The sequence below is a fragment of the Pseudomonas sp. BAV 4579 genome (assembly GCF_009765395.1).
GTDB lineage: Bacteria > Pseudomonadota > Gammaproteobacteria > Pseudomonadales > Pseudomonadaceae > Chryseomonas > Chryseomonas aestiva.
In genome coordinates, this window is the sequence record NZ_WHOV01000263.1 from 1 (window position 1) to 488 (window position 488).

General features: G+C 64.1%; 1 protein-coding gene. It reads right to left on the reverse strand.

Annotated elements, in window-relative coordinates:
• Positions 1 to 216: 216 nt before the first annotated feature.
• A partial coding sequence (locus tag GSQ95_RS26790) for a helix-turn-helix domain-containing protein (protein ID WP_256664729.1) occupies positions 217 to 488 on the reverse strand: 272 nt, incomplete at its 5' end.

Sequence of the window (488 nt, forward strand, 5' to 3'; positions counted from 1 at the left end):
TTCGAACCAGCGATGATCGCTGCCATCAATCTGGATCAGCTCGCCCAGGCAGGCGCGGCGATTGCGTGGCTGGTACACCTCGGGTGGTCGCTGCCGACGTAGAGTCCATAAGCCGGCATCCACCATGATGTGCCGGACCGTTTCCTTCGCCAGGCGTAGGCCGTGACATTCGACGAGTTTCTCGGCCGCAAGCGTGGGCCCGAAATCCTAGTAATGCTACCGGATCAGCGCGGCGGCGCGCTGCTTGAGGCCAGGCCGCAGCTGATGATTGCTGGGCTGGCCGCGCTTACGTGAGGTCAGGCCCGAAACGTCGGCGTCCCGGTAACGTTGCACCAGGCGGTGAACCTGCCGGGTACTCAGCTGCAGGCGCTGGGCGGCACGTGTAAGAGTAAGGAAACCCCCGGTCACCGCCTGGATGACCTTGAGGCGATCGGCTTCGCGTAGGCTCATCGTGATCCGCTCGTAGGCTGACATCCCCAGCGCTCCGC